General features: G+C 71.1%; 20 protein-coding genes. 10 read left to right on the forward strand and 10 right to left on the reverse strand.

What is annotated here, in order from left to right; translation table 11 throughout:
* From ACFYW3_RS22790 to argJ, 3 genes are all read left to right on the forward strand, one after another.
* Positions 1-1,185: a glycosyltransferase gene (locus tag ACFYW3_RS22790; RefSeq protein ID WP_389387116.1), complete on the forward strand. Its 1,185-nt coding sequence runs from the start codon at positions 1-3 to the stop codon at positions 1,183-1,185.
* Positions 1,182-2,195, forward strand: coding sequence for an SDR family NAD(P)-dependent oxidoreductase (locus ACFYW3_RS22795; RefSeq protein WP_389387117.1), 1,014 nt, complete (start codon positions 1,182-1,184; stop codon positions 2,193-2,195). The genes ACFYW3_RS22790 and ACFYW3_RS22795 overlap by 4 nt, the downstream gene beginning before the upstream one ends.
* 203 nt (positions 2,196-2,398) lie before the next feature.
* Positions 2,399-3,544: a bifunctional glutamate N-acetyltransferase/amino-acid acetyltransferase ArgJ gene (gene argJ, locus ACFYW3_RS22800; RefSeq protein ID WP_389387118.1), complete on the forward strand. Its 1,146-nt coding sequence runs from the start codon at positions 2,399-2,401 to the stop codon at positions 3,542-3,544.
* A gap of 66 nt (positions 3,545-3,610) precedes the next feature.
* Here the strand turns inward: argJ and ACFYW3_RS22805 are convergent, their stop codons facing one another.
* Entirely contained in the window at positions 3,611-4,720 is a 1,110-nt protein-coding gene (locus tag ACFYW3_RS22805) for a mechanosensitive ion channel family protein (protein ID WP_389387119.1), read from the reverse strand.
* Positions 4,721-4,808: 88 nt separating this feature from the next.
* Positions 4,809-5,114, reverse strand: a complete 306-nt coding sequence (locus ACFYW3_RS22810) for a hypothetical protein (protein WP_389387120.1) — start codon at positions 5,112-5,114, stop codon at positions 4,809-4,811.
* Positions 5,115-5,531: 417 nt separating this feature from the next.
* Here ACFYW3_RS22810 and ACFYW3_RS22815 point away from each other — a divergent pair, with 417 nt between their 5' ends.
* From ACFYW3_RS22815 to ACFYW3_RS22825, 3 genes are all read left to right on the forward strand, one after another.
* Complete coding sequence (locus tag ACFYW3_RS22815) at positions 5,532-6,569, forward strand: terpene synthase family protein (protein WP_351757961.1); 1,038 nt, start codon at positions 5,532-5,534, stop codon at positions 6,567-6,569.
* A 14-nt stretch (positions 6,570-6,583) separates the two neighbouring features.
* Positions 6,584-7,942, forward strand: coding sequence for a cytochrome P450 (locus ACFYW3_RS22820; protein WP_389387121.1), 1,359 nt, complete (start codon positions 6,584-6,586; stop codon positions 7,940-7,942).
* A gap of 190 nt (positions 7,943-8,132) precedes the next feature.
* Positions 8,133-11,024, forward strand: coding sequence for an ATP-binding protein (locus tag ACFYW3_RS22825; RefSeq protein WP_389387122.1), 2,892 nt, complete (start codon positions 8,133-8,135; stop codon positions 11,022-11,024).
* A gap of 123 nt (positions 11,025-11,147) precedes the next feature.
* Here ACFYW3_RS22825 and ACFYW3_RS22830 read toward each other — a convergent pair whose 3' ends face one another.
* From ACFYW3_RS22830 to ACFYW3_RS22840, 3 genes are all read right to left on the reverse strand, one after another.
* Positions 11,148-12,407, reverse strand: coding sequence for an arginine deiminase (locus ACFYW3_RS22830; RefSeq protein WP_389387123.1), 1,260 nt, complete (start codon positions 12,405-12,407; stop codon positions 11,148-11,150).
* A 118-nt stretch (positions 12,408-12,525) separates the two neighbouring features.
* Positions 12,526-13,254 carry a CPBP family intramembrane glutamic endopeptidase gene (locus tag ACFYW3_RS22835; RefSeq protein ID WP_389387124.1) on the reverse strand — a complete coding sequence of 243 codons (729 nt, stop codon included), beginning with the start codon at positions 13,252-13,254 and terminating at the stop codon, positions 12,526-12,528.
* 26 nt (positions 13,255-13,280) lie between these two features.
* A complete protein-coding gene (locus ACFYW3_RS22840) occupies positions 13,281-14,753 on the reverse strand; it encodes a basic amino acid/polyamine antiporter (RefSeq protein ID WP_389387125.1) in 1,473 nt (490 codons plus the stop codon).
* 414 nt (positions 14,754-15,167) lie between these two features.
* Between ACFYW3_RS22840 and ACFYW3_RS22845 the strand changes: the two genes are divergently transcribed.
* Positions 15,168-16,889, forward strand: coding sequence for an alpha/beta hydrolase (locus ACFYW3_RS22845; RefSeq protein ID WP_389387126.1), 1,722 nt, complete (start codon positions 15,168-15,170; stop codon positions 16,887-16,889).
* Positions 16,890-16,975: 86 nt separating this feature from the next.
* On the opposite strand, the gene ACFYW3_RS22850 is transcribed toward ACFYW3_RS22845, so the two are convergent.
* Positions 16,976-17,476: a DUF5709 domain-containing protein gene (locus ACFYW3_RS22850; RefSeq protein ID WP_389387127.1), complete on the reverse strand. Its 501-nt coding sequence runs from the start codon at positions 17,474-17,476 to the stop codon at positions 16,976-16,978.
* Positions 17,477-17,943: 467 nt separating this feature from the next.
* On the opposite strand from ACFYW3_RS22850, the gene ACFYW3_RS22855 reads away from it, so the two are divergent.
* The 3 genes from ACFYW3_RS22855 to ACFYW3_RS22865 all read left to right on the forward strand — a co-directional run bounded on the left by ACFYW3_RS22855 (position 17,944) and on the right by ACFYW3_RS22865 (position 20,881).
* Positions 17,944-18,363: a molybdopterin-binding protein gene (locus ACFYW3_RS22855; protein WP_389387128.1), complete on the forward strand. Its 420-nt coding sequence runs from the start codon at positions 17,944-17,946 to the stop codon at positions 18,361-18,363.
* 509 nt (positions 18,364-18,872) lie between these two features.
* A complete protein-coding gene (locus ACFYW3_RS22860) occupies positions 18,873-19,778 on the forward strand; it encodes a class I SAM-dependent methyltransferase (RefSeq protein WP_351757984.1) in 906 nt (301 codons plus the stop codon).
* A 5-nt stretch (positions 19,779-19,783) separates the two neighbouring features.
* The gene (locus ACFYW3_RS22865) at positions 19,784-20,881 is read left to right on the forward strand and encodes a hypothetical protein (RefSeq protein WP_389387129.1); all 1,098 of its coding nucleotides are present in this window, start codon (positions 19,784-19,786) and stop codon (positions 20,879-20,881) included.
* An 86-nt stretch (positions 20,882-20,967) separates the two neighbouring features.
* Here the strand turns inward: ACFYW3_RS22865 and ACFYW3_RS22870 are convergent, their stop codons facing one another.
* The 4 genes from ACFYW3_RS22870 to ACFYW3_RS22885 are packed head-to-tail and all read right to left on the reverse strand — an operon-like array spanning position 20,968 to position 23,798.
* Positions 20,968-22,431 carry a cytochrome P450 gene (locus ACFYW3_RS22870; protein WP_389387130.1) on the reverse strand — a complete coding sequence of 488 codons (1,464 nt, stop codon included), beginning with the start codon at positions 22,429-22,431 and terminating at the stop codon, positions 20,968-20,970.
* Positions 22,428-23,054 carry an ATP/GTP-binding protein gene (locus ACFYW3_RS22875; RefSeq protein WP_351757992.1) on the reverse strand — a complete coding sequence of 209 codons (627 nt, stop codon included), beginning with the start codon at positions 23,052-23,054 and terminating at the stop codon, positions 22,428-22,430. Before ACFYW3_RS22875 ends, ACFYW3_RS22870 begins: the two co-directional genes overlap by 4 nt.
* Entirely contained in the window at positions 23,035-23,394 is a 360-nt protein-coding gene (locus ACFYW3_RS22880) for a DUF742 domain-containing protein (protein ID WP_389387131.1), read from the reverse strand. The genes ACFYW3_RS22875 and ACFYW3_RS22880 overlap by 20 nt, the downstream gene beginning before the upstream one ends.
* Complete coding sequence (locus ACFYW3_RS22885) at positions 23,391-23,798, reverse strand: roadblock/LC7 domain-containing protein (protein ID WP_351371370.1); 408 nt, start codon at positions 23,796-23,798, stop codon at positions 23,391-23,393. Before ACFYW3_RS22885 ends, ACFYW3_RS22880 begins: the two co-directional genes overlap by 4 nt.
* Between the last annotated feature and the right edge of the window lie 6 nt (positions 23,799-23,804).

The following is a 23,804-nucleotide window of genomic DNA, read 5'->3' on the forward strand; positions in this document are numbered from 1 at the left end:
ATGACCACACGAGGCACTCCCCCGGCTCCCCTGTCCGTCGTGATCGGTGCCGGCGGCACCGGTGGCCACATCTATCCCGGGCTCGCTCTCGCCGAGGCCCTGCGCGCTGCCGTTCCCGGCGCCGTGGTCTCGTTCATCGGGACCGAGCGCGGCCTGGAGACCGAGCTGATACCGCGCGCCGGCTATCGGCTGCACACCGTCGACATGATCCCCTTCGATCCCGCGCTGGGCGCCAAGCGCTATCTGCTGCCCGCCGCGCTCCTGCGGTCGGCCGGGCAGGCGCGGGCCGTGATCCGGGCCCAGGGGGCGCACGCCGTCGTCGGCATGGGCGGCTATCCGAGCGCGCCCGCCGTGCTCGGCGCCCGGCTGGCCGGACTGCCGGCCCTGATCCACGAGTCCAACGCGGTCCCGGGGCGCGCCAACCAGTTCGCGGCCCGGCTCACCCCGCACGTCGCGGTGGCCTTCGACCGCAGCCGCGACCATCTGGCGGGTGGGGAGCGGGCGCTGACCACCGGGATGCCGATCTCCGCGGCCCTGGCCGGTCTCGCCGAGTTGCCCGGCCACGAGCGGGCGGTGCTACGCGCCGAGGCCCGGCGGGTGTTGGGCGTACCGGACGGGCGTCGGCTGGTGGTGTTCAACGGCGGCAGCCTCGGCGCCGTCCGGCTCACCGGGGCGGCCGTCGGGCTGGCCGGGCTCTGGCAGGGGCGGGACGACGTTCACCTGCTGATCAAGACGGGGCCCGCGGCGCTGCCGGACGCGGTGGCGGACCTCGCCGCGAGCGGCGGGCAGCGGATCGCGCGGGCCGTGCCGTACCTGGACCGGATGGACCTCGTGTACGCCGCAGCGGACCTCGTGGTGTGCCGGGCCGGATCGGCGACGGTCGCGGAACTCGCCGCGACCGGCGTTCCGTCCGTCCTGGTCCCGTACCCGCACGCGCCGGGCGACCACCAGACCCACAACGCCCGGGTGCTGTCCGACGCCGGCGCGGGGCTGTTGCTGCCCGACGCCGCCGCCACCACCGAACGGCTCGCGGACCTCGTGGGTCCGTTGCTGGCGAACCCGGCCCGGCTGTCGGCGATGGCCGGCGCCGCCGATCCCGGCCCGCACGCGCGGGCCGCCGAACTGCTGGCCGCGGAGGTCCTCCGCGTTTCCGGCATCACCCTTCCCCTCCTGGAGCGAGCATGAGCACCACGAACAACACGAACAACTGGAACGGCCGTACGGTCCTGGTCACCGGCGCCGAGGGATTCATCGGCTCGACCCTGGTCGACCTGCTGGTGGCCCGGGGCGCCCGGGTCCGCGCCTTCGTGCACTACAAGCCGTACGCCGAGAAGGGCCACCTCGCGCGATACCTCGCCGAGCCGAACGGCCCCGTGGAGATGTGGGCCGGTGACATCCGCGACGCGGGCCGGGTCAGCGACGCGGTGGCCGGCTGCGACACCGTGTTCCACCTGGCGGCGCTGATCGGGATCCCGTACAGCTACGCCTCGCCCGGCGCGTACGTCCAGACGAACGTGACCGGCACGGAGAACATGGCCGAGGCCTGCCGTCGGCACGGGGTGCGCCGCCTGGTGCACACCTCGACCAGCGAGGTGTACGGAACCGCGCTGACGGCCCCGATCGCGGAGACGCACCCGCTCCAGCCGCAGTCCCCGTACTCCGCTTCGAAGATCGGCGCGGACATGATGGCGCTCTCCTTCCACCACGCCTTCGAACTCCCGGTGACGGTGGTGCGGCCGTTCAACACGTATGGGCCGCGACAGTCCGCGCGCGCCGTCATCCCCACGATCCTCGCCCAACTGCACTCCGGGGCGGACGAGATCCGCCTCGGATCCCTCACCCCCACGCGGGACTTCACGTACGTCACCGACACCGCGGAGGGCTTCCTGGCGGTCGCGGAGTGCGACCGGGCCCTGGGCGAGGTGGTCAACCTCGGGACGGGGCAGGAGATCTCCGTCGGCGACCTGGCGCGGGCCCTGATCACGGCGTCCGGCCGGGAGGCCCGTGTCGTGGTCGACCCGTCCCGCCTGCGCCCGTCGGGCAGCGAGGTCCAGCGGTTGCTGTCGGACAACTCCCGGGCCCGCGAGTGGGCTTCGTGGGAGCCGCGGGTCTCGCTCACGGAGGGGCTGCGCCGCACCTCGGACTGGATCGCGGCCAACCTCGCCCTCTTCGCCCCGGACCGCTACCAGGTCTGACCGGGCGGGGTGCCCCCGGGACGCCCGGGGGCACCCCGCCCCGGGGCGACGAGAAGCCCGGAACGGGCCGCCCTTCAGCCGAGACTCCCAGGTCAGGACGGTGCGCGGCCGCCGGGACGCGGGCCTGTCGGCGGCTGTCCGGTTGCTACCATCACGGCGATCAGAGGAACTGGCCGACCAACGGAACGAACCGGAGATCTCGCGTGTCGGAGCTGAACCCCATCGGATTCCACACCTTTGTCGCGAACCTCGGCGTCAAGGACACCACCCGCGATTTCACGGTGGTGGTTTCCGAGCACCCCTGCGCCGCGGCGGCCGTGTTCACGCAGTCCCGGTTCGCCGGACCGAGCGTGCTGCTCAGCCGCGAGCACGTGGCCGACGGATCGGCGCGCGCGGTGGTGACCGTGTCCAAGAACGCCAACGTCGCCAACGGGGAACGCGGTGTGCGCGACGCCGAGGAGGTCGTCGCGCTGACCGCGGCCCTGGTGGGATGCGCGCCTCGGGAGGTGCTGATCGGATCGACCGGGGTCATCGGGCGGCCTTACCCGATGGAGACGATGCGGGCGGGGATCCCCGGGGTACGGGCCGACGAGGAGCCCGACTTCGACGCCGTCTCCGAGGCCATCATGACCACGGACACCCACCCGAAGCTGGCGCGGGTCCGGATCGGATCGGCGACCCTGGTCGGAGTCGCCAAGGGCGTCGGCATGTTGGAGCCCGACATGGCCACGCTGCTCACGTACTACTTCACCGACGCGGCCCTGCCGGCCGCCGAACTCGACGCCGTCTTCCGGCGGGTGATGAACCGGACCTTCAACTGCGTGAGCGTGGACTCGGACACCTCCACCAGCGACAGCGCCGTGATCCTCGCCAACGGAGCGGCCGGCGAGGTGGACGTCGCGGAGTTCGAGGCGGCCCTGTACTGCGTGGCGGAGGACCTCACCAAGCAGGTCGCCCGGGACGGGGAGGGCGCCACCAAGCTGATCGAGGTGGTCGTGGACCGGGCGCGGGACGAGGGGCAGGCCCGTCGTGTCGCGAAGGCGATCGTCAACTCGCCGCTGGTGAAGACCGCCGTCCACGGATCCGATCCCAACTGGGGGCGGGTCGCGATGGCCGTGGGCAAGTGCAAGGACGACACCGACATCGACCCGGACCGGGTGGTGATCCGCTTCGGCGACCTGGTCGTCTACCCGCAGGCCGAACCGGACCTGGCCGGGCTGACCGAGGTCATGAACGCGGACGAGGTCCTGATCCACGTCTCCCTCGCCACCGGCACCTCGACTGCCCGGGTCTGGGGCTGCGACCTGGGTGACGGCTACGTCCGGATCAACGCCGACTACACCACCTGACCCCACGCCCCGGTCACCCGGCGCGCGGAGGACCGAGCGCCGGGCACCGTCCCTCGCCGGCGTCTCCTACCGCGCGCTGTCCATCGGCACCGACGGCGGAACCTCCCGCTGGTGCGGGATCGCCGCGGTCGGTGCCGGCCGGACATCGCCCTCGGGTCGCAGCGCGACCGTACGGGTGGGCGCGGGGATCGAGATGCCCTCCGCCCGGAACCGCCGGTGAAGTCGCTTGATGAACTCGTGCTTGATCCGGTACTGGTCGCTGAACTCTCCGACGCCGAGGATCACCGTGAAGTTGATCCTGGAATCGGCGAACGTGTGGAAGCGGACGGCCCCTTCGTGGTCGGGGACCGCCCCGTTGATGTCCGCCATCACGCTGTCGACGACCTCCAGCGTCACCCGCTCCACGTGCTCCAGGTCGCTTTCGTAGCCCACCCCGACCTGGACGAGGATCGACAACTGCTGCTCGGGCTGCGTGAAGTTGGTCATGTTCGTGCGCGCCAGCCGGCCGTTGGGGATGATCACCAGGTTGTTCGACAGGTTGCGCACGACGGTGTTGCGCCAGTTGATGTCGACGACGTAACCCTCCTCCCCGCTGGTGAGACGGATGTAGTCGCCGGGCTGCACCGTCTTGGAGGCGAGGATGTGCACGCCCGCGAAGAGGTTGGCGAGGGTGTCCTGGAGGGCCAGGGCGACCGCCAGTCCGCCCACGCCGAGCGCGGTGAGCAGGGGCGCGATGGAGACGCCCACCGTTTCGAGGGCGACGAGGACCCCCATCGCGAGGACGACGACCCGCGTGATGTTCACGAAGATGGTCGCCGATCCGGCCACGCCGGTCCGCGACTGCGCCAGGGACTGGACGAGACCCGCGACGACCCGGGCGGCGGCGAGCGTGGCGATGAGGATGAGCAGGGCGGTCAGGGTCTGGTTCACGAAGCCCGAGACCCTCGTGGTCAGGGGCAGGGTCGAGGCCGCCACCGCCGTGCCCGCGATGAGCGCCGCGCCCGGAGCGAGGGTGCGCAGCCCGTGGACGATGATGTCGTCGCCGCTCCACCGCGTCCGCAGGGCGTGCTTGCCGAGCCAGCGCAGCAGGGCACGCAGGAGCAGGGCCCCCGCCCCGCCCGCGGCCAACGCGATGCCGGCCACCAGCCAGTCGTGCAACACGAGGGTCCGGTTCAACGGGCGCCTCCCGTCGCGCGGCGGTTCGGGGAGGGGGTTGCGGGCGCCGCCGAGCGTCGTATCGGGTGTGTCGTCACCTTGTCACCTGTCAGTTCGTCGTACGAAAAGGCCCGTTCGGGCGTGTGTGCGATCCGGAACGGGCTGCCATCCTGCCGCATGGGTACGGAGGGCGGCGCAGGTGGGGCGGGCGGAGCCGCTCGGCGGACGGAGCGGAACCGTCCCGATGGCCGGATCGGGAGGTGGGGAGGTCGGTGGCGCGGACGATCCCGTCGAGTTCCGTGTCGATCCGGGCCCGTTCGGCGTCGGGGTGGGTGGTGTCCACGACAGCCCGGCCCCGGGCCCCGTCGGGGGCGGCGAGTTCCACCGGGCGGTGGTCCGGGTGACCGGTGATCATCACGGCATCAGGGACAGGTACTCACGCAGGAGATCCGGCCACTCCGCGGGTTTCCCCGGCCCTCCGGCCGCACCTGGCCGACCGTCCGGTCCTGGGCGGCGGAGCCGGTCGACCATGCCCCTCGCATATTCCTTTTGAATGCGCGTTCGGCAACGCCTGGATGAATTCCACATCATCCCTCGTCCCACATTGACAGTGCGCTGCGCCCTGCGGGTTAATTACTTCGGGCGTGGCCAGATGTGGTCGCGCGTGGCGGGATCGCGTCAGTCCGCGACCGGTTCATTCCGACGGTCGGGGTGTGTCCCCCGTGGCGACGTCTCAGTAGAGGGGTGTTCCGATACTCATGTGCACGCGAGTGCACTGACGATCGTACATTGAGCGGGTATTGGCGAATCCGACTCTTCCGTGGGGGGATCAATGGCCCAGCTCGACTTTTTCTCCGTTCCCGATTTCCACCTTCCGTTCGGCAACTCCAAGCATCCGCAGGCCGCGCGGGCCAACCACGAGGCCACCTCGTGGGCCCTGCGCCACGAGCTGGTCACCGACGCCTCGGAGCAGTTCGCGGGGATCGGCTTCGGCCATCTCGCCGGCCGGGTGAGCGGTGAAGTGCCGTACGAGAGGGTCGTCCTCCTCGCCGAGTGGATGGCCTGGTCCTTCGTCCTGGACGATCAGCACGACCACCTCATCAGGACGGGCGAGTTGGCGGCCTGGCGGCCCGTCACCGACACGATCACCACGTACGTGGCCACGGGCAGGACGGGCGCGGCGTCCTCGCGGCCCAATCCGCTGGTGACCGGGTTCATCGACCTGTGCGACCGGATCCTCGCCGGCATGTCCGAGGTGACCGCCGCGCGCTACCGGGCCCATGTCCCCCTGATGTTGGACTCCTTGGACCAGGAGGCGGGCAACCGCGGGGACGAGGGCCACCCCTCCGTCGAGGACTACATCCTGATGCGGCGTCACAGTTCGCAGATGCTGCCGATGATGGACGTGGTCGAGGCGGGCCTGGGCATCGACGTGCCCCCGCACATCCACGAACTGCCGGAGTTCCAGGCCCTCATCGCGAGTTCCGTGGACATCATCTCGTGGGGCAACGACGTGTTCTCGCTGCCGAAGGAGTACTCCTGCGGGGACAACAACAACCTCGTCTCGCTCATCTCCGCGTGGGAGGGGTGCAGTCTCGCCGACGCGGTCCGGGCCGTCGAGGGGCGCATCCAGACCCGCATCGAGGAGTACCTGTCCGGAAAGGACCGCCTGTTCCGGGCCCTTGACGCACGAGGTGATGTCGACCCCGCCGTGCGGACCGTCGTCTCCCGCTGCGTGCGCAGTTATGAGGACTGGATGATCGGCGCGGATCTGTGGCAGCGTTACGAGTGCACGAGGTACCGCGACGAACGGTTCGCGGCCGGGCTGGAGTCTGCGTACATCCGCCCGGATCTCGTCTCGGTGGCATGACAGGGAGTCGACCCATGGCTACGCAAGTGGAACATTCCGGCCCCGCGGTCAACGCCCCCGTCGCACCCGGGCGGTTACCCCTCCTGGGTCACGCACTACAGCTGTGGCGACAACCGATCGCGTTCCTGGAGTCATTGCGCGATCACGGCGACATCGTGCGCCTCGACATCGGCACGTGGCCGGTGCACGTCCTCACCAGTCCGGAGCACGTGCACGCCGTACTGGTGCAGCAGGCACAGCGCTTCGGCCGGGGCCGGATCTTCGACCGGCTCCGCCCGGTGTTCGGCAACGGCATCGTGACGACCGACGGGGAGTTCCACCGCAAGCAGCGACGGATGATGCAGCCCGCTTTCCACCGAAGCCACATCACCGACTACACCGAGGTGATGAGCCGGCAGGCGGAGAGCATGTCCGCGTCGTGGACGCCGGGGCGTGAGATCTCGATGGTCACCGAGGCACGCGGGTACGCGATGTCGTCGGTGGCCGAGATGATCTTCTCCGGCGAGCTGAGCCGGCCGGCGATCACGGAGGTGCACCGCTCGTTGCCCATCGTCCTGGAGGGCATGCTGGTCCGCGCGATCATGCCCAAGGTCCTGGACCGGCTTCCGATCCCGTACAACCAGCGGTTCGACGCGGCCGCCACCCGCCTGCGCCGGACCATCGACGAGGTGATCGCGCAGTACAGCGCGGAGAAGGGCGCGGAGGGTCACGACCTCCTCTCGCTGTTGTTGTCCAGCGTGGACGCCGAGTCGGGGGCGACGATGGCCGCCGAGCAGGTGCGGGACGAGGTGATCGCCATCATGCTGGCCGGCACGGAGACCTCGGCCACCACCCTTGCCTGGGTGTTCCACGAACTCGGCCGCCACCCCGAGGTGGAGAGGCGCCTCCACGAGGAAGTCGACGCGGTGGTGGGCACCCGACCCGTTCGAGCCGAGGACATACCCCGACTCGCCTACACGAACAGCGTGTTCCAAGAGGCGCTGCGCCTGCACTCACCGCTCCTCTTCACCAGGCGGGCACTGGCTCCCCTCACCCTGGGCGGAGTATCGATCCCCGAGGGGGCGGAACTCGCCTACAGTCCCTACGCGTTGCACCGGGACCCGGCGCTGTTCCGTGACCCCACGGTCTTCGACCCGGACCGCTGGCAGCAGGAGGGGAGCGAGCGGGGGCGCGCCCAGAAGTACATCCCCTTCGGGGCGGGGCAGCACAAGTGCATCGGCGACTCGTTCGCCGTGACGGAGATCCTGACCGCGGTGGCGAGCGTGGCGTCCCGCTGGCGCCTGGTGCCCGCGCCGGGCGTCACGGTGCGCGAGGTGCCCGCCGGGATACCCCAACCCAGCGCACTGCCCATGATTCCCGTTGCGCGGCACTAGGCCGTCGGCTTTCCTTCAACGCGGCTTCTCGCCAGTCTCCTGACGTGCCCTCCGGAAAACGTCAGCCGAGGATACAGCGTTGTCCTCGAACGAGTGGCGAGATGCCGCGATAATGTGCTTAAGCAGCAACAACTCGCTCCCTGGCCCGTACACTCGGCCGCACGCGCCGGAGGGGGCAAGAATGTCAGACATGACGGAACCGCAAGGGTGGGCCACCCAGCCCTTACTGGAGCGGGAATCCGAGGTTCGCGCGATCCACCGCGCGGTGGACGAACTGTGCGGTACCTCGCGCACCGGTCCCACGACCCGCCGAGGCGGCGTGCTGACCTTCGCCGGTGCGGGCGGCATCGGCAAGACGAAACTGCTCGGCGAAGCCCGGCGGCATGCCATCGCGCGCTCCTGCACCGTACTGTTCGCCCGGGGCGGCGAGCAGGAGAAGCAGACGCCGTTCCACGTGATGCGGCAGCTCATACAACCCACGTTCGCGGCGATGAGCGAGGACGGACGGCGCGACGTCCTCGGCAACTGGTACGGCATCGTCGCGCCGGCGCTCGGTCTGACCGCCGCCCCCAAGGGCCCGACGGCACCCGACCCGCAGGGCGTACGGGACGGCCTGGACTGGGTGGTCACGCATCTGACCGTGCGCAGCTCACCCGTCGTGCTGATCGTCGACGACGCGCATTGGGCGGACGCGGAGTCCCTGGCGTGGCTGACGGCTTTCGCGGCGCGGGCCGAGGAACTGTCCATGCTGATCCTCGTGGCCTGTCGGCCGGACGAGATCCCCGCCGACGCCGCCTCGCTGCGCGCCCTGATGGGACGCCAGGGAACACGTCCGTACGAACTGGCCACGCTCACCACGAGCGCGGTGGCGCGCATCATCCGCGACGCCCTGGGCGAGAGCGCGGACGACGTGTTCTGTCGCGAGTGTTGGGCGATCACGGGCGGCAACCCCTTCGAGGTCACCGAGTTGGCGATGAGGGGTCGCGCCCGCGGACTGAAGCCCCACCAGGACAGCATTCCCCAACTGCGCGACCTGGCGTCCGCCGTCAAGGGCAGTGGCCTCATCGACCGCCTCGAACAGCTCGGACCGTCCACGGTCCGACTCGCGTGGGCCGCCGCCGTCCTCGGAACCGCCGTCCCGATCAGCATCGTCGCGAGCGTCGCGGCGCTCGGAGAGGCGCAGGCCGCCGAGTCCATCGACCGATTGCGCAACGCCCGCATCCTTACCGTCCTCACCAGCCTGCACCGCAAGGAGGTCGTCGAGTTCTTCCATCCGCTCATCGCGACCGCCGTGTACCGGTCGATTCCGCCGGGCGTGCGCGTCAGGATGCACGGGATGGCGGCGCAGGCCATGGTCGACGACGGCTTCGGCGCCGCGGCGGCCGCCCGCCACCTGTTGGAGATGCATCCCGAGGGTGACCCCTGGGTGGTGCAGCAACTGCGTCAAGCCGCACGCGAGAGCTTCTCCGCGGGCGCCCCCGACGCGGCCCGTCGCTACCTGGCCCGTGCGCTGCGCGAACCGCCGGGCATGGAGGACCGGGCCGAGGTGCTGTTCGAGCTCGGCTCCGCCAACCTGCTGCACGAACCCGCGACGACCATCAACCAGCTCCGGGCCGCCCTGGAGGAACCCAAGACCGAGCAGGCGCTGCGGGAGGCGATCACCTACCGTCTCGCCCAGGCCCTCGCCCACACGGGCCAGATGGCGGAGGCGGCCGGCCTCCTCTCGGACGAGGCACGGCTCTCGTCGAGTTCCCGCACCCGGCTGCGCATGCAGGCCGAGCAGTTCAAGTGGAACTCGGTCCGGATCGACGAGGACAACTCACCCGCGCGTTCCCGATTGCTCGCCCAGTTCGCGAAGCGACTGAGTGGTCGCGGCCTGCCCGAGCGGCACATCCTGGGGCTGCGGGCCTGGGACGCCGCGATGCGCGGCGAATCCGTCACGACGGCTCTGGACTACGCGGAACAGGCACTGACCGGCGGCATGAGCTGGACCGACCAGGACTTCGGGTTCGAGGTGCCGGCGGTCGTGGCCGTCACGCTCATGTACTGCGACCAACCGGGCCGCGCGGAGGAGCTGTTCAACACCGCCATCCTGGAGTTCGAGGACAAGGGCTGGCGCGGAGCGCACCTGTCGTTCGTCTACACCCTGCTGGGATACGTGCGGTACCGGCGCGGACGGCTCGCCGAGGCCGAGGACTTCGTGCGCAACGGCCTGCAGATCGCCGACCGTGTCGGGCACGGCATCCCGGCCCAGTGGTACGCGATCGGCACGCTCATCGAAACGCTGCTCGCCCGCGGGAACACGGACGAGGCGCACAGGGTCGCCCAGTCCTACAGGCTGGCGGAGGAACTGCCCAAGGCCGTGGTCTATCCCGACCCACAGGCCGTCCGGGGCAAGCTCCTGCTGGCCCAGGGGCGGATCGACGAGGCGGAACAGCAGCTCAGCGCGGCGGGCAAGCGGCTCGACCTGCGCGGCACGCGCAACCCGTCGTGGAGTCCGTGGCAACTGGACCTGGCCTTGGCGCAGGTCACCCACGAGCCCGACCAGGCACGTGCGACGGCGACCGAGGCGTTGGCGCGCGCCCGCGCCTTCGGGGCGGCGAGCGTGATCGGGCAGTCCCTGCGCGTCCTGGCGACGACCGTGGACGCGTCCCGGGCGGCCGTGCTGTTGCAGGAGGCGGTGGGTCATCTCGAACAGTCGCCGGCCGCCTGTGAACTCGCGCACGCACTCGTCGATCACGGTACGGCGTTGCACACCCTGGGCGATCCGCACCAGGCGGCCCAGCAGCTCTATCGGGGCATGGAGACCGCCGCGGCCTGCGGTGCCGACGCGCTCGCGGCCCGTGCCCGCTCCCAACTCGCCTCCGCGGGGCTGCGCCCACGCCGTCTGCACACCTTCGAGCAGGACACCCTGACGATCGCGGAGCACGCGGCGGCGCGTCACGCCGCGCTCGGGCTCGACAACGCGTCGATCGCACGGGAGTTGGGCACCGATCCGCGGACGGCGTCCGAGCTGCTGTCGTCCTCCTTCACCAAATTGGGCACCGACCGGCTCGGTCTGCGGCGGGCCCTCGGGATCTGAGCGACGGTTCGGGCGACACCGACGGGCGGCCGTGACACGGCCGCCCGTCGGTGTGTCCGTGCGTGTGTGCGTCCGCCTGTCCCCGCCTGCGTCCTTCTGTCCGTCCGTCCGTCCGTCCGTCCGTCAGAAGTCGACGGGGTCGCGGACGAGCGGGCACGTCATGCAGTGGCCGCCGCCGCGGCCGCGGCCCAGCTCGGCGCCGACGATGGTGATGACCTCCACCCCGGCCTTGCGCAGGAGCGTGTTGGTCTGGGTGTTGCGGTCGTAGGTGAAGACCACGCCCGGCTCGATCGCCACGGCGTTGTTGCCGCTGTCCCACTGCTGGCGTTCGGAGGCGTAGACGTCACCGCCCGTCTCGATCACCCGCATGTCGGGCAGTCCGAGGGCCTCGGTGACCACCTCGACGAACGTGCGGGAGCCCTCGTCCGTGATCCGGACGCCGGGAGCCTTGTCGGACGGGCGCAGCGAGAAGGTGTGGACCGCGTCCATGATGCGCGGGTACAGGGTGACGATGTCCCGGTCGGCGAAGGTGAAGACCGTGTCGAGGTGCATGGCCGCGCGGAGCTTCGGCATCGCGGCGACGACGACGTGTTCGGCGGCGCCCCGCGCGAAGAGGGCCGCGGCGACCTGGGTGATGGCCTGCCGCGAGGTGCGTTCGCTCATGCCCATGAGGACGACGCCGTTGCCCACCGGCATGATGTCGCCGCCCTCGAAGGTAGCCTGGCCCCAGTCCTGTTCGGGGTCGCCCCACCAGACGGTGGAGTCCTTGAAGTCGGGGTGGAAGCGGTAGACGGCCTTCATCAGCAGCGTCTCGTCGTGCCGGGCCGGCCAGTACAGCGGGTTCAGCGTGACGCCGCCGTACAACCAACAGGTGGTGTCGCGGGTGTAGAGCGTGTTCGGCAGCGGGGGCATGAGGTACTCGCGGATGCCGCCGGCGTCCCGGGCCAGGGCCAGGTACTCGGACCTGAACTCGTCCGGGAGGTCGGCCGTGGCGAGTCCGCCGATCAGGAACTCGGCGAGCCGGCGGGGTTCCAGCGTCTCCAGGAAGGCCCGGGTGTCGTCGATGAGACCGATGCCGACCTCGTTCGCGACGATCTTGCGTTCCAGCAGCCAGTCCCTCGCCTCGGGCAGCGCCATCGTCTGTCCCAGCAGGTCGTGGAGCTCGACCACTTCGACGTCCCGCGCACGCAGCTTGTTGACGAAGTCGGCGTGGTCGCGCTGCGCGTTGTCCACCCACATCACGTCGTCGAACAGCAGGTCGTCGGCGTTGGTGGGGGTGAGGCGGCGGTGGGCGAGACCGGGGGCGCACACCAGTACCTTGCGCAGCCTGCCGACCTCCGAGTGCACACCCGGGGTCGGAACGTGACGGACGGAGTCGTTCATGCGGTTCCCCTCGTCGGGACGGGTCGGGGTACGCCTGCACTCCTCGACGCACACACGGCACCATGATTCCCCATCGCGGACAAACCGCCCATTCGGTGACGGGTGACCGGCGTACCGTTCATGCGACCAGGTGGGCGACGAGGTAGCCGAACGCGTTGGTCGACCAGTGCAGCGCCATCGGGGCGAGCAGCCCTCCGCTCAGACTGCGCAGCACGCACAGCACCACCCCCGCCGCCGCGGTGAAGAGCACCGCCGCGGCGGTGCTCAGCACGGCTCCCCACGGCGAGTGGCCGAAGACGGAACCGAGGACGGGTTTCGCGTCGTTCAGGTGCAGCGACGGCAGGATGTGCCACAGGCCGAAGAGCAGGGAGGAGAAGCCGATGGCCGCCCGGGTGCCGAAGTCGCGGTCCACGAGGCCGTAGAGGACGCCCCGGAAGGCGACCTCCTCCAACAGCACCGTGCCGATGGGAACGGCCACGCAGACGCGCCAGAGCAGCTCGCGGGAGCCGAGGCCGCCGGTGCGCCGGTCCACGAAGAGACCTTGGCCGGCCGGTACCAGCGCGGCCGCGAGATAGCAGCAGGCGACGATGAGGACGAGGACGCCGGCCCACCGCAGTTGACGGGGCAGATCGGTCCTGCCCAGCCCGATGTCGTCCGCGTCGCAGCCGGCGAGCCACGCGAGGGCGATCAGGACGGTCGTGGCCACCAGGGCGGTCAGGACGATCCACGACGGCGCCCAGCGGTTGTCGGCCAGGTTCGTGAGCACCAGGACGACGATCACGCACAGCAGGGCGGCTCGCGTGGACAGGATCGGACGACGTGCCGCCGTCGACGCCGGGCCGTTCATGGCGGTTCTCCTCCGATCCGTTCGGGTCAGAGCTCGACCCAGCCCACGGCCAGGGCGACGATCCCGAGGACCGCGCCGGCCACCGAGACGGCGAGGATGACGTACTCGCGGGGCGAGAACAGCCTCCTGCCCTGTTCCCGCCGGGCCATCACGAAGAGGACCGTCGCGGGGGCGTAGAGGATGAAGGAGATGAGCACGTAGCGCAGTCCGGCCGCGTAGATGAGGAAGGCCGTGTAGAGCGTCGCCAGCACGGCGACGAGCAGTTGGCGCCTTCGGTGACCCGTTGTCGTCCCCGCCGCCTCGGGGTACCTCGCACGACGGTCGCCGACGGCGACCTTGACGGCGAAGGCCGCGGCGAGCAGGAACGGGATGAGCGAGAGGGCGCTGGTCAGGTCGAGGGCGAAGTTGAACGCATCATCGGAGAACAGCGTGACGATCAGGATGATCTGCGAGAGCACGGTCGTCATCACGAGCGCGGGAACCGGCACGTCCTGAGCCGTGGCCCGGCCGAGGAACCGGGGCATGTCCTCGTCCTTGGCGGCGACGAAGAGGACTTCGGCCGCCATCAGTGTCCACGCCAGGTAGGCGCCGAGCACGGAGATGATCAGTCCGACGCTGACGAAGGCGTTGCCCCAGGTACCGACTGCCGCCTCCAGCACCCCGGCCATGGACGGCTGGCGCAGCTCGGCGATCTCGCTCATCGGCAGGATCCCGTAGGAGACGATGGTGACCGAGGCGAACACGGCGAAGACGCTCAGGAAGCCGAGGATGGTGGCCCGGCCCACGTCCTCACGGCGCTTGGCGTGGCGCGAGTACACGCTGGCGCCTTCGACGCCCAGGAAGACGAAGACGGTGGCCAGCATCGTTCCGCGCACCTGGTCGAAGAGGGAGCCCGCGTAGTCGGCGCCGGCGAAGTTGTCCGCGAAGACGCCCGGGTCGAGGTAGAAGAGCGCGAGGACGATGAAGAAGAGGATCGGCACCAGCTTCGCCGCGGTGACGATCCTGTTGATCGCCGCGGCTTCCTTCACCCCGCGCCGGATGAAGAGGAAGAAGGCCCACAGCCCGACCGACGACAGTGCCGCGGCCAGGACGGTGTCCCCCTCGCCGAGGGCGGGGAAGACGGCACCGATCGTCGACATGATCAGCACCCAGTACGTCACGTTCCCGACGCAGGCGCTGGCCCAGTAGCCGAAGGCGGAGAAGAAGCCGAGGTACTCGCCGAAGCCGGCCTTGGCGTACGCGTACACACCGGCGTCCAGGTCGGGCCGGCGTACCGCGAGCGTCTGGAAGACGAGCGCCAGCATCAACATGCCGGCGCCCGCGATCGCCCAGGAGATGAGGGCGCCCGCCACACCGGTTTCCTGTGCGAATCGGCGAGGGAGCGAGAACACCCCGGCGCCCACCATGGACCCGACGACCATGGCCGTCAGGGTGAGGAGGGTCAGCTTCGCCGCGGGCGCGGATTCCGGCGCGCTCGCCGCGCGTTCAGCCTGGGACATGGTGTTCCTCATCGCCGGTCCGGACTCGGAACCGGACCCCGCGCGACCTGAGCGGGCCGTCCGTCCGTGGACTCCGCCACTGTCCGTCAGTTCGCCGTGCCCCGCATCTTTTCGATCTTGCGCGATCCGGGGCCCGGAGGGCGGCCCACACGAGCCGGCTTCCCGTCCGGCCGCACCCAGCGCGCGCCCGACCACCCGCGACGTGACGATCGGGGGGAGAACGCCGCGGCCGGAAAGGACTCGCGCAGTGAGCACTCGCATACCTGACGAACACGCTCCCCTGAGCCGGAGTACCGATGACCACGGCAGTGACCGGCCGTCGTCCCGTACCCGCCCGTCGTCCGGCGTCACCCCGTCGCTCACCGACGGGGCGCACCCGGCCCGCGCGATGGCGCCACCGCCATGGTGCTGAGCGTGATACCCCCCCACGTGCCGCTCCCCGGCAGTGGCGGGCTCCCGGGAGACGGACGGTACGGCGAGAGCCCGCGGAGCGGGCGGGTGGTGCGCCGGGGGCTCTCCCTGACCGGTGCCGTGCTGGCGACGGTCTTCTACTGCCTGTCCCTGACGCCGGCCCTGCTCCCCCGCCCGTGGTGGCTCCAGGGGGTGGAGGCGGGGGTGACCGCGGCCCTCGGGTACGCCCTCGGCGCGGTCCTCGGCACGCTGACGCGGGCACTGGCCGGGCGCAGGCTGATCCTCCCCGCCCGGTCCCCGCAGCGCGCCGCGTGGTGCGCGGTGGCCGCGCTCTGCGTGCTCGCCGTCGTCGTGACGACCGCGTTCAGCGTGTCCTGGCAGGGCGACATGCGCAGGGCGGTCGGAATGCGGCCGCAGGTGGTGTGGTGGCAGTGGGCGCTGGTGCCCGTCCTCGCGGGCCTCGTCGCCGCCCTGCTCCTGTGCGCGGCACGCGGCCTGCGGCTGGCCACGCGCAAGACGGCGCAGCCGCTGACGTGGTTGGTCCCGCGCTCGGTCGCCTACGGCACGGGGATCGCCCTGGTCGCCTTCCTCGTCGTCGGTTTCGTCCAGGGCTTCCTGCTCAAGGGCGTCCTCCACGTGGTGGAGGACGGCGCGTCCCTGACGGACCGGGGGACGAGCGAGGGCGTGGTCCGCCCGACCTCCACGACGCTCTCGGGAGGCGACGGCTCGTACACGCCCTGGGACACCCTGGGGGCGAAGGGCCGCGACTTCGTCGGCGGGGCGAGCACCCGCGCGGACATCGCGCGCTTCACCGGACGGGACGCCAAGGATCCGGTCCGGGTGTACGTGGGTCTGCGTACGGCGGACTCGCTCGACGAACGGGCCCGGCTGGCCGTCCGCGAACTGGAACGCGCCGGGGGCTTCGAGCGGGACGTGCTCGCCGTGATGGGCACGACGGGCACCGGCTGGGTCAACGACCAGGGAAGCCGCCCCTTGGAGTACCTCTGGTACGGCGACAGCGCGTTGGTGGCCATGCAGTACTCGTACCTGCCCAGTTGGGTGTCCGTCCTCACCGAGGACGAGGCGGCCGACGCGAGCAGGGCGCTGTTCACGGCGGTGTACGACAAGTGGCGGACACTGCCGGCCGAGACCCGGCCGAAGCTGCTCGCGTACGGCGAGAGTCTTGGTTCGTACGCCATGGAGAACGCGCTCGGCGGCACGTTGAAGGGCCTGACCGGCCGCACCGACGGGGCGTTGTTCGTCGGCCCCACCTATGCCAACCCGCTCTGGAAGACACTCACGGACGGCCGTGCTCCCGACAGCCCGTCGTGGCGGCCCGTCGTCGGTGACGGGGCACAGGTGCGGTTCGCGCAGGTCCCCTCGGACTACGCGATTCCGGCGGCGCCGTGGCCGGGCCCGCGCTCGGTGTACCTCCAGAACGGTTCGGATCCCGTGGTGTGGTGGTCGCCGGATCTCGCCTATCGGCACCCCGACTGGCTCGACGACCCCAGGGCGGGGGACGTGTCATCGGCGATGCGCTGGTATCCGGTACTGACGTTCTGGCAGGTGGTGTGCGACCTGGCCGGCGCCGACGCGGTGCCCGACGGCCACGGGCACCGTTACGGCACGATGCCGACGACCGCCTGGGCCCAGATCACCCGCCCACCGGGCTGGACCCCCGAACGGACCGCCGCCCTGGCCAAGCACCTGGGCGCCCGGCACTGAGATCGCGCGCGGGGTGCCCGCCGGCTGCCGCCGGCGGCGCCCCGCGTGCCGGTGCCCACGGGACCCTGGGCCCTGTCGGCCGGGGGTCAGCGCGAGGGCTCCGGCTCAGGCTCCGGGGGGTCCTCCCCGGACAGGACGTGGTGCCGGCTCTCCGAGGTCCCGCCGGCCACATTGCGTCCGACCACGTGCATGGCCGCCTCCTCGGCGGATTCCTCCCCCGCGTCGTCGCCCGCGTCGAACCCCAGTACGTCGGTGTTCCGTCGCGAGCCCGCCTCCCTCACGGAGACCAGCCGACCGACTCCGTCCTCGTCGAGGAGGAACGGCGCGCGGGGTGCCTCGCCGATCTCGGGCACCTCCTGTGCCAGTCGTTCGTCGAGCGACTGGCCCTCGATCTGTTCGCGCCCCGTGGTGCCGTGGCGCGTCACCACGCTCGCGCGGTCCGCGGCGGTCTGGTAGCCCTCGTCGAGCCCCAGATCGGCGTTCGGCTCTTCGAGCGCGTTCTCCATGTCCGGCTGTCCCTCGGACGTCTGGTCGGTGTCCTGGGGCTGGTACACGTCGTCGCCCTGGCCATTCGCTTCATCGACCATGGTTCTTTCCCGTCTGGGTTGACGAGCCTCGGCCAGGACCGGAGTGGCGTACTCGCGGGTACGGCCGCTCTCCGCTCCCCGGCGTGTGACCGCCCGCACCGTCCATGCGCCGCATCTCCCTCTCGCGTACCGACCGGCCATGGTCAGAGCGCTCAGGCTCTCCTCCCATCATGGCCGCACTCCCGTCGGCTGACGAATGCTGCACCGGTGGCGTCCGGGGGCCGGGCCCGGTACGTACGGCAACGGGCGGGGATTCGGGCCGCACGCGGACCCGTGGCCGGCTCCGACGGGGTGGGCGGGGTGGCGCTCGTTCACCCGGACAGGGGCCGTTCGACCGGCGAACGCGCCGCCCTCCCCGGTGGTCGCCCCGCGCTTCAGTAGCGTCGGGCACCACGTCAGTGGCTTCGGCCACCCCGCAGCCCGCTCACGGAGCTGGCGTCCCCCCGAGATTTGTGAGGCGTTCCCCCATGAGCCTGAGCATCCGCAACCAGTTGTCCGGCACCGTCACCTCCGTCACGACGGGCGAGGCCATGGCGACCGTGAAGGTGCGCCTGGCGGGCGGCCAGGACATCACCGCGGCGATCACCTCCGACGCGGTGAGGGACCTCGGGCTCACCGAGGGCTCCGCCGTCACGGCCCTCGTGAAGTCCACCGAGGTCTCCCTGGCGACCGCTCCGGTCGAGGGCGTCTCCATCCGCAACCAGATCCCGGGAACCGTCACCGATGTCGCCACGGGCGGCGCCATGGGCTCTGTCAAGGTGACCGTGGAGGGCGGCGAGCTGACCGCCGCCATCACCAAGGACGCCGTCGAGGCCCTCGGTCTGACCGCCGGCACCTCTGTCGTCGCCCTCGTCAAGTCGACCGAGATCTCCCTCGCCAACGCCTGATCACCCGCACGGCGCGCGTCCCGCGGCGCGCCGGCCGGCGTGGCCTCCCCCGGAGATGGTCATGGGCGGGCCGAATGTCCACCGGTTCCCGGCCACGAACCCGCCGAACGGCGCTCCGCGTGACGCTTCTCGGCCCAGCGCCCGGGGAGGGGCGGTCCACGGGCTCACCACCCCCGACCGCCCCGGCGACAAACGACAGCCCCACGGGACACGGGTTCGGCGTCAACCCGGCCCCGGGATCCGGCGGCTTCGCGTTCACGTTCGGACAGACTCGCGTCACACCACGACGTGTCCGCCCCACCGCCCCGACCCGTCACGTACGAGGTCGGGGCGGTCGAGGCGTCTGCAGAATCATTTCTTCACCAACTCCCGTGATTCAAAGCGCTCTTGTGTGCAGACGGGACGGCCGGTAAGTGCCACGATGATCCATGCTTCAACCGTCAGTCGGGGTGACCGAAACCAGTTGTCGGCCCCCTCGGCAGCCCTACGCCACGAAGGGGCGGGCAGACATGAGCGCTACACCATTCACTTCTCCCATAGGCAGCGGGCAGGGCCTGGACGATGAGCAGGTGCGGCTCTACTACGGCCGCAAGACCGCGGACATCCTCCACAAGTACGGCCCGGGTCCGCGTGTCCACTTCCACCTGGGGATGTTCGGACACGACACGCACCCCCACACCACCGTCCCGCAGGACGTGATCAAGCAGCGCATCGTGGGCGCGCAGGAGGAGATAGTCGAGCACGCCGCCCGCTCCTGGGGCGCGTACGAACGCCCTCCCCGCACCCTCCTCGACATCGGCTGCGGTCTCGGCGGCGGCTCGCTGTACTGGGCGCAACGCCACCGCACGAGGGTCACCGGTCTCACCGTCGCCGCCGAACACGTGCCGCTCATCGAGCACTTCGCGCGGCAGGCGGGCGTCGGCGACCGGGTCCGCGCCCACATGGCCGACATCCACGCGCACGACGCCGTGCGGACCTACGACGCCGCCTACGCCAACGAGAGCAGCGGCTACATGGACCGCTCCCGGCTCTTCGAGGTCGTCGCGCGAGCGCTTCGGCCGGGCGGCTGGTTCGGCATACAGGAGCACTTCGTGCGCAGGCCCGAGTGGCGCGGGTTCCTCGACGAGTACTACAAGACCCGGCTCGGGACGCGCGAGGAGTACGTGAGCGCCGCGTCGGCGGCGGGCTTCACCCTCGAACGGGACGAGGACGTCACCGACCGGGTGGCGGAGTTCTGGGTGCAGTCGATGGCCTGGAACACCTGCGAGCTGGACCGGGTCCGGGCCGGCGGCGCCCCGGCGGCATGGACCCCGAGGCGGCTGGAGGAGTCGACCGTGGTGCACAGCAGACTCTTCCGGCTCTGGCGCGACCACGCGGTCGAGACCCGGCTGCTGATGTTCCGGAACGGGGGCTGAGGACCGTGCCGAGCATCGATCGCCCTTCCCGGATCGGCAGGCCGCTGCCGGCGTTCCACTGTCCCCTCGACACCGGGCTGATCCATCCCCGTGCGAAGGAACTGGAGGCCCTGGCCGTCGACTGGCTCGACTCGTACGGGATCCACGCCGATCCCGTCGAACGGGCCTGGAGCCTGGCCACGCACAGTGCCGACTTCTCGTGCCGCATCGTCCCGCACGGCGACGACACGGCCCTGCTGCTGTTCATCGAGTGGAACTACTGGGCCAACGCCGTCGACGACTGGCAGGACTCGGGGGCGGACGAGGTCCGTACGGCGGCCGTCACCGACCACGGCGTGCGGCTGCTGCGGACCATCGAGACACCGGGGGCGGGCCTCCTGCCCGACGGGCCGATGACCCGCGCCCTCGACGACCTCGTGACGCGCACGCACGCGCTCCTCACCCCGTTCGAGCTCCGCCGGTTCACCGAGGGGACGCGTGACTGGCTGCTCGGGGCGGCCTGGGAGGCGGCGAACGCCGAGCGGGGCCTGATGCCCGGCCTGGCGGACTTCGCGGCCATGGGAACCCTCGCGAACGGCACTCGCTTCTCGCTCACCTGGGCCGACGTGGCGAATCGGGTCCGATTGGCCCCCGACGTGCTGTACGCGCCGGCGGTGCGGGCGCTGACCGACGCCGCGGGATTCGTCGTCAGCGCCGACAACGACCTGTTCTCGTACGACAAGGACGACCACGTGGAACCGCGGGAGGTGAACCTCATCAACGTGATCGCCCACCAGGAGGACCTCACACCGGCGCAGGCGGTGCCGGTGGCGGTGGCCCTCCGGGACCGGGCGATGGGCCTCTTCCTGCGGCTGCGGGAGCAGGTGGCCCGCGACGCGGACGAACAACTCGCCCGCCACCTGGAGTCCATGGGCCACTACATCGCGGGCTGCCTCGCGTGGCAGGACCGGGCGCCGCGCTACGCCAGCCCGCGCAACCGCAACGAACTGCCCGTCGAGGGGGCCCGGTTCGACATCCGGTACGGCGACGTGCCGAGCGACGTCAGGACGGGGGCGCCGTCGTTGCCGGCCCTCGCCTGGTGGTGGGACCAACTGGACGGTTGAGGAGGTCACCCACGCCCCGGGGTCGACGCCCCGGGGCGGACGGGCCGTCGCGGCGCGGGCCCCGGGGCGGACGGGCCGGATCCCGCTCAGCCGAGTCCGAGCAGCCGTCGCCACCAACTCGGCCTGCGATGGGTGGCGGAGGTCGCGGGCATCGCCGCCGGCCGCGGCGGGACGGGCCCGGTCGGGGCGTGGGCGGCCGGGGCATGGGCGGTCTGGGCATGGGCGGTCGGGGCGTGCGGCGGGTGTCCGACGGCCTGCTCCGGGAAGGGGCGCCGGCCGTTCGGCTCCGAGCAGTCGTCCAGCGGGCGCGGCGTGAACCGTACCGGCAGGGCCAGCAGGTGCCGGGACATGAGCGTGCCGCGCCAGCGCAACTCGCTCTCGGGTACGCCCAGTTGCAGGTCGGGCAGTCGACTGAGCAGTACCTCGATGCCCGTGTCCGCGATGGCCCTGCCGATGTCCTGGCCGGGGCATTCATGGGGGCCGCTGCTGAAGGCGAGGTGTGAACGGTTGCCGTGCACGGACGCGTCGGGATCCGGGCGGATCTGCGGATCGGCGTTACCCGCCGACAGGCCGAGCAGCAGCATGTCGCCGGCCTTGATGTCCCGCCCCCCGAGTCGGGTGTCCCCGGTGGCCCACCGCCCGATGATGGTGTTGATCGGCGGGTCGTCCCACAGGACCTGTTCGAGCGCGTCGGGCAGGGTCATGTGACCGCCGGAGAGGCTGGCGCGGAAACGCCGGTCGGTCAGCACCGTCCGCAGGGTGTTCGCGATGAGGTTCGCGGTCGTCTCGTACGCCGCGATCAGCACGACGCGCAGGTGCATGAGCACTTCCGTGTCGGTGAGGTCCGCCGGGTGCTCCAGCAGCCAGGAGGCCAGGTCCCGGGCGGGCACCGACTTGCGGGCGTGGACCAGTTGTTCCAGGGTCGCGGTGACGTACCGGTCGCTCTCCAGGGCCGTCTCGGTCCCTTGCAGCATGTCGCGGGCCGCCTTGACCAGGCGGGGGCCGTGTTCGTCGGGTGCGCCGACGAGCTGGGTCATGACGAGCATGGGGAGCTGGTCGGAGAAGGCGGCGACCAGGTCTGCGCGTCCGTCGGCGGCGATCCGGTCGATCAGCTGGTTGGCGAAGCGGGTGACGTGGCGTCGAATGCCTCGTCTGTCGAAGCGCAGCAGCGACTCCACGACGGCGCCGCGCAGTCGTTCGTGGACGGGGCCGTCGGTGAAGTTGCACACCGGTACCCAGGCGACCATCGGTCCCAGCGGGGTGTCGGCCGGCACCCTGCCCTCCCGCATGTCGCGCCAGCCGCGAGGGTCGCGGGCGAAGCGGGAAGGGGTGCGGGCCACGTCGAGGTTCTCGCGGTGGCCGAGGACGAGCCAGGCCCGCAGCTCGCCCTGGACGAGGACCGGGGCGACCGGGCCGTGTTCCGCACGGAGCGTCTCGTACAGACCCGCCGGGTCCGACGCCGCCTCGGGTCCGTCGAGCCGGTGCAGCCCGCCGGGGGTCGCCGCGGCGTGCGCGGGGCACCCGGGTGGCGGGGTGGGGTTGGTACTCACAGTGCCTCCGTGATTGCCGCCTGGGAGTGCAGGTGGCGCATGAGGGTCAGCAGGACGTCGCGGGCCGAGCCCCGGCGCCTGGCGTCGCAGACGAGGATGGGGACCGCGGGGGGCAGGTCCAGGGCTTGGCGGAGTTCCTCGAGGGGGTGCTCGGGCGCGTCCGGGAAGGAGTTCACGGCGACGACGAAGGGCACACCGCGCTCCTCCAGCCGACCGATCACGTCGAAGCTGATCTCCAGCCTGCGGGTGTCGAGGAGGACGACGGCTCCGAGCGCGCCCTCGAACAGTCCCCGCCACAGGAACCAGAAGCGCTCCTGTCCCGGGGTGCCGAACAGGTAGAGCACGAGTTCGTCGTTGATGCTGATCCGGCCGAAGTCCATGGCGACGGTGGTGGTGGTCTTGTGCCCCACCCCGCGCGTGTCGTCCACGCCGATGCCCGCCTTGGTCATCGTCTCCTCGGTGGTCAGCGGCCTGATCTCACTGACCGCGCCGACCATGGTCGTCTTGCCCACGCCGAAACCGCCGACGACGACGATCTTGACGGCGGTGGCCGTCGACTGCGGGAGTACGTCCTCGTGCCGGGGTCCGGCGACGGCCGGCAGGTCATAGTTTCTGTAGTCCATCGATCACGGCCTCGATCAGAGCGATGTCGGGAAGTTTGGCGACGGGCACGGGCGGGCGCACCTGGACCTGTTTGCCCGCCAGGAGATCGCCGATCAGGACGGTGACCACGCTCACGGGCAGGCCGACGTAGGCCGAGATCTCGGCCACCGACAGCGGTGCCTGACACATCCGCAGGATCGACGCGTGCTCGGGCTGCGTCTCCGGGCGCGCGCCCGCCTTCGCGACCACGAGCGTGACGAGGTCGAGGCGGGTGGAGGTGGACGATCCGCTGCGGCCACCGGTGATGACGTACAGCCGCTCGGGACTGTCCTCCTCCCAGCCTCCGGGGGGCTCGCTCACGCGGTGTGTCCGTCGTGTCGAGGCGGGGTGCTCAGGTGTTCTCCAATCCGGCTCACCAGGTCGCGCATCTGCGCGCCCATCAAGCCGGCGTCGACACCCTCGTCCGCCAGTACCGCCAGGTAGGAGCCGGATCCGGCGGCCATCAGGTAGAAGAAGCCGCCGTCCATCTCGATGACGACCAGCCTCATCCGCCCCTCGGAGCGGGGCAGTTCGGAGGCGACGGCGCCGGCCAGGCTCTGCAGGCCCGCGCAGGCGGCCGCCAGTCGGTCCGCGGTGTCGATCTCGGCCCCGTACTGGGCCACGCACAGGCCGTCCGCCGACAGCACGATCACGTGGCGTGTCTGTGGGACTCCGGAGGCCAGGTCCTTGAGCATCCAGTCCAGGCTGCTGACTCGCTGTTGCATCACTGC

Origin of the sequence: Streptomyces sp. NPDC002602, assembly GCF_042889445.1 — a bacterium.
Classification (GTDB): domain Bacteria; phylum Actinomycetota; class Actinomycetes; order Streptomycetales; family Streptomycetaceae; genus Streptomyces.